Source organism: Mesobacillus sp., from assembly GCF_057785455.1.
Window position 1 is genome coordinate 1 of record NZ_JBYNSB010000005.1, and the last position, 5,167, is coordinate 5,167.

At 44.8% G+C, this 5,167-nt stretch carries 4 protein-coding genes; 1 reads left to right on the forward strand and 3 read right to left on the reverse strand.

The window, feature by feature from the left end:
- Positions 1–115: 115 nt before the first annotated feature.
- Positions 116–1,330: a glycosyltransferase family 4 protein gene (locus AC3EBE_RS01770; protein ID WP_488593315.1), complete on the reverse strand. Its 1,215-nt coding sequence runs from the start codon at positions 1,328–1,330 to the stop codon at positions 116–118.
- Positions 1,331–1,548: 218 nt separating this feature from the next.
- Between AC3EBE_RS01770 and AC3EBE_RS01775 the strand changes: the two genes are divergently transcribed.
- Positions 1,549–2,496, forward strand: coding sequence for an IS1595 family transposase (locus AC3EBE_RS01775; protein WP_488593316.1), 948 nt, complete (start codon positions 1,549–1,551; stop codon positions 2,494–2,496).
- A gap of 235 nt (positions 2,497–2,731) precedes the next feature.
- Here AC3EBE_RS01775 and AC3EBE_RS01780 read toward each other — a convergent pair whose 3' ends face one another.
- Together AC3EBE_RS01780 and AC3EBE_RS01785 are read right to left on the reverse strand one after the other, a co-directional pair.
- Complete coding sequence (locus tag AC3EBE_RS01780; protein ID WP_488593317.1) at positions 2,732–4,102, reverse strand: ABC transporter ATP-binding protein; 1,371 nt, start codon at positions 4,100–4,102, stop codon at positions 2,732–2,734.
- 33 nt (positions 4,103–4,135) lie between these two features.
- Positions 4,136–4,993 (reverse strand): ABC transporter permease, encoded by an 858-nt coding sequence (locus AC3EBE_RS01785; protein WP_488593318.1) that lies wholly within the window; start codon positions 4,991–4,993, stop codon positions 4,136–4,138.
- Between the last annotated feature and the right edge of the window lie 174 nt (positions 4,994–5,167).

The window sequence follows — 5,167 nt, forward strand, 5'->3', positions numbered from 1 at the left end:
CCTTTTTCGCTTTTTGAACTGATGAACGATGCTTGTTGCAGTTTTCAGTGCGCTTATGACCCACTGACTATGAAGGTTTGGAAATTGTTGGCGAAAAAGAGGATACAAATACACATTACGCTTCACGCCTCACGCTTTTCAACAGCGCTTCCGTTTCGTCCAAATATCGCTCTAAGGTGAACCTCTCTTCCACGAGTTTTCGGGCGTTTTGACCGAGTTTGATGACCAACGATGGGTCGTGTATAAGTCGCTCCATCCGCTCGGCTAAAGCATCGGCATCGCCGAAGGGAAAAATAAGGCAGTTTTCTCCGTCAACCAAGATTTCGTCAGGTCCACCGCATCGGGTCGCAATAATTGCCAATCCCGACGCCATCGCTTCTAAAAGGGAATTTGGCCACCAGTCAATCTGTGATGAGAACACAAACACATCATGTTCGCTCAACACTTTTGGCATTTCAGACGGTGGCACTTTGTCTCTTACTTGAACAAATCCGTCAAGTTCAGTCGCTCGTTGAAACACTCGCTTTTCGTAGTCCGGGTGAAGGCTTATCCCTGCTGCAAGGGTAAGTTTGACAGGCAATCCTTTCTGAGCCAATTTAGCAACCGACTCCAAGCAAGTGAGTGGGTCTTTTTCTGGGTCTATCCTACCCGCAAATAAAAAACGCGGTGGGTTGTGATAACTTTCTGGCAACCGAGGAAAATAGCGACTGATTTCCACTCCACCGTAAATGACCACTGGTCGCTTCACTTGCCAACCTTCACACTCTATGCACCAGTCTCTAACGAAACGACTGTTGAAAGTCACAGTGTCATAAGCAATGGATTTGGGTTCAGTAGGAATCCAGAATGAAGCCAACTGCACCAGAGCCTTTTTGACCAAGTTAGGGATAACTCCCTTTGCAGGAGTTCGGCAGAAATGAAACCATAGGTCGTCTGGAACGGCAGGAATACCACCACCGACGAACACGACGACAGGAACCGGCCCAGTTTCGTGGACATAATTGACGAAGGCAGCAGTGCACCAATTTAAGCTCCAGCGGCAGATGACATCGGGTTGAAATTCAGCTAGGACTTTCCGATAGACCTTGACATTGTGCCAATAGACGAAGACCCATTTAAAAGCCGACTTTTTAGGATCTTCCGACCATTTAGAGCGCAGAAGTCGCCAAACGAAACTGTCTTTGCTCGGTCCGTTCTCCCGCCGATAAGTCGTCAGCACCAAAACATCATGTCCTCGCTGCCGCAAACCTTCAACCGTCCGCTGGCAACGGACTTCATGACCACCGATGACATCTGGTGGGTAGCCATGGATGAGAAAGAGAAGGCGCAAAATCGGTCACTCCTTTGCGTAATTTTACACACTAATCCCCATGCCTCACGGCAATAGCACCTTCAAATATTTGTCCACAGCAGCATCAACGGAAAACTCCATAGCGCGTTGGATTCTTGCTTCCTTATCTGCAGGCTTCGCTCTTTACTAAGAAGATTGTTGGTAGTAGAATTGTATGATGAGATAAACCCACTATGCTCACAAAGAGGTGATGGAGTATGCAAATCATAAGATTGCTTAAATTGTTGACCAGCGAGGCTATGGCTGTCAAGTTTTTCAGAAAGGTGAGATGGCCTGATGGAGTTAGATGTCCTCATTGCAATGGTAAAGCAACGAAATGGGGAAAATACAAAGGTGTTTACCACAGATACGAATGCCAAAATCCAAGCTGTCCTACCCTGACTTTCAATGACAAGACAGGGACAATCTTCTCTTACAGTAGGCTTCCTTTGAGGTGTTGGCTTTTGGTATTGCTTCTTTTTGTTTTTGTTCATATAAGCCATAGGGCATTGGCTTTTCTTTTTGGAGTAAGCGTAATGACTGCTTTCAGGTTGGGGAAGAAGTTGAGGGTGAAATTGGTAGAATGGAACAATAGACAAGTTTCTATGTATATGGCTATTGCAAGCCAGATTAGAGGGGAATGGGAAGTAGATGAGGTATACATTACTGCAGGCTTGAAGGGAAGGAACTATTCCGAAGAGATAGCAAAAATCGGAAGGTCTGCAAGAAAGAGGGGTCTTAAAAAGAGAGGGAGAGGGACATACTTTACTGATAAAGTTCCTATATTGGGCTTGGTTTGTAGGGGTGCATTTTCTGTTATGGTAATGGTAAAGCAGGTTCTCTCTTGCTTTATATTGAAAGTTGTTAAGTGTTTTGTTCATAAGGGTTCTATTGTCTATACAGATGAGTTTGCTTCTTATAATGTTTTGGCAGGTAGTTATATTCACCAAACTGTCGTTCACAGTTCTGGGATTTACGCTCTTTTTGCAGCGCATATAAATTCTTGTGAAGGTGAGTTCTCTTTGTTTAGACCTTTTATGGAAGTGCATAGAGAAGTGAACAAGAGGAACTTGCAAGAGTATGTAGCATTGTATAATGCCCATCGGCAGGTTAGAGGGAAGGGAGGGATTTTGGCTTTGAGTTTGATTTTGGCAATGGTAGTTTAAGGAGTGATGGAGGATGGGTAGGGAGGAGAGGTATGTCTGAATTTTAAGAATGCAATGGAGGGGTGGATGAGATTGTCTAAATGGATTGGTTGAGACAACAAAACTGAACTCAGTTGCCAAGCCAACGAAGTTATTCGCAGTCATTTTTAGGCCTGAAGTTGTATTCCTTACTTTCATCCCTACCAACAACCTTTGTATAAAAGAGCGTTGAGAGTTTTGGTTCCCATGGCGCTTTTTATTTTGCTACCTCCTCACCAACTGCGTAACTCCTATTAGAGTTAAAGGAGTTTGTAGGGGTTAACCACCAATCACCAGAGATGAGGAAAGGGGCAAATTGGCCGTCAAATATGCGCCCAGTTCCAAAAAAATCCCCTGCCTCTACATCAATGTAACCTATCCCATCCCGGGGGAAATCTGCTTCAATACCATTTACTTCTACCCGAGAGTAAACCAGATATCGCCCTGGGGCGAATGGGAAGCGGCGTATGAGGCATCTTACCTCCCCTTTTTGAGGCACAGAGGGAAAGGTTTGACCTACAAAATCAGTGTGTAAGACAGTGAGCCTTTCTCCAGTAATCGCATGAATACCAAAATCAAAAGCAACATTATTTGGATTATCACCCTTCCTACATTCAAAACCAGAAACAAGAACAATATCTTGGCCACTTTGAACTGTTTGTAACTTTATGCCTTTAGTATCTTCAATGTAAAAATGCGTAAAGCGAATACGACCTGTACCTCTACGGTTCGCTTGATGCTCAAGAGAAACAAAAGAGACTTGCCCCGAAACAGTCTGTAAGTAAGTTTGAACGACGGTATGGACATCACCTGAGCGGATGATACGACCTCCATCCAGTAGAAAGGCTTTTGAACACAGATTTTCAATTGCAGCCATTTTGTGGCTGACGAAGAGGACAGTGCGTCCTTCTCGGGCTACATCGCCCATTTTGCCCAAGCACTTTTTCTGAAAGGCAGCATCGCCCACTGCCAAAACTTCATCCACAAGTAAAATCTCGGGGTCAAGGTGGGCGGCGACGGCGAAGGCGAGGCGAACATACATGCCGCTGGAGTAATACTTCACTGGCGTGTCAATGAACTTCTCCAATTCAGCAAAAGCAACAATTTCGTCAAACTTTCTGTCAATCTCTCGCTTCTTCATGCCCAAAACAGCGCCGCTAAGGTAAATGTTCTCCCGGCCTGTAAGTTCAGGGTGAAAACCTGTCCCAACTTCAAGTAAACTACCAACCCTTCCCCGAACTTCCGCATACCCTTCTGTCGGCTCAGTGATTCTGGCGAGGATTTTCAGCAATGTGCTTTTACCTGCACCGTTGCGACCTATGATGCCAACGACCTCACCTTGCTTGATTTCAAAAGAAACATCCTTAAGTGACCAAATGTAGTTAGAAGGAGGTTCGGTATTTGGAACAGAGTAGGATTCATCGTCATCTTGCTTACTTTGCTTTTTGCCTATCACCCTCTGAGTAATGAAACGAAATAGTGTGCTTATAGAACGAGTGATAACATCGCGAAGAGTGATGTAATGCCCCCTTTGACCGATTCTGTAAAGTTTTCCTAACTTCTCTGCTCTAATCACAACATCGTTCATCTTATCACGACCCCCATTAAGAGTTTCAATCATTTAGACAACATCGGCGATAGTGCCTTCAAACTTGTGGAAAAACATTAACCCTAAAATGAGTATCAAGCAGACAATGCTTAATGAAACGAGAAAGAGGCTGTTTAACGGTTGTCCTTGACCTGTCAATGACCAGCGGAAACCTTCAATGACGCCTGTCATAGGGTTCAGCCAATATAACCATTGCCATCGTTCAGGAACCATGCTGGCTGGATATGCGACGGGTGATGCAAACAGCCAGAGTTGGATCAAAAACGGGGTAGCGTATCGGACATCGCGATAGAGGGCATTTAAAGCCGAAAGCCAAAGTCCAACGCCAAGGGCTGTGAGCATTGCAAGTGCAAGAAGAAATGGAAGCAAAAGTAGTTTCCATGTAGGCACGATCCCATAGAACAGCATCATCCCGAGCAGAATAGAAAAAGCAATAGCAAAATCTACCAAATTTGACAAGATTGCTGAAAGGGGTAAGATAATACGAGGGAAATAGACTTTCTTGATCATGTTTTGATGGGCAACAATTGCATTAGTGGATTGCTGGATTGAGTTTGCGAAGTAAATCCAAGGCAACAAAGCGCTGTAGTAAAAAATTGGGTAAGGCAGACCGTTGGACGGGATTTTTGCCAGTTTGCCGAAGAATAGGCTAAACACAACCATCGTCATAAAAGGCTGGATTATCGCCCAGGCAGCACCAATTAGGGTCTGTTTGTATCGGACTTTAACATCGCGCCAAACAAAGAAATAAAGCAACTCCCTATATTCCCAAAACGAACGCCAATCAATATCCCACCAGCCTTTTCGCGGTCGGATTATGGTTATTGTTTCCGGCGATGTTCCCATGTTTTTCAAAGTATTAACCGCCATGTTCAACCCTCCTCTATAATCCTCATTATTGTGCCGCTGACAAAGTGCCTTGCGGAGCGGGAGAGCATGTTGCGGGCAACTCTTCGGGCTAAACTGCCTTGAGTTGTTTGGGTTGTTGGTGCCGACATTTTACAAGTTTCCCCTTCTACCGTTACCTCTGTAGCGTTGGGTTTA

Excerpts from the sequence above, each read along its gene's own strand:
- AC3EBE_RS01775 (WP_488593316.1), top strand. The coding sequence starts at position 1,549 with ATGCAAATCATAAGATTGCTTAAATTGTTGACCAGCGAGGCTATGGCT.
- AC3EBE_RS01780 (WP_488593317.1), bottom strand. The coding sequence starts at position 4,102 with ATGAACGATGTTGTGATTAGAGCAGAGAAGTTAGGAAAACTTTACAGA.
- AC3EBE_RS01785 (WP_488593318.1), bottom strand. The coding sequence starts at position 4,993 with ATGGCGGTTAATACTTTGAAAAACATGGGAACATCGCCGGAAACAATA.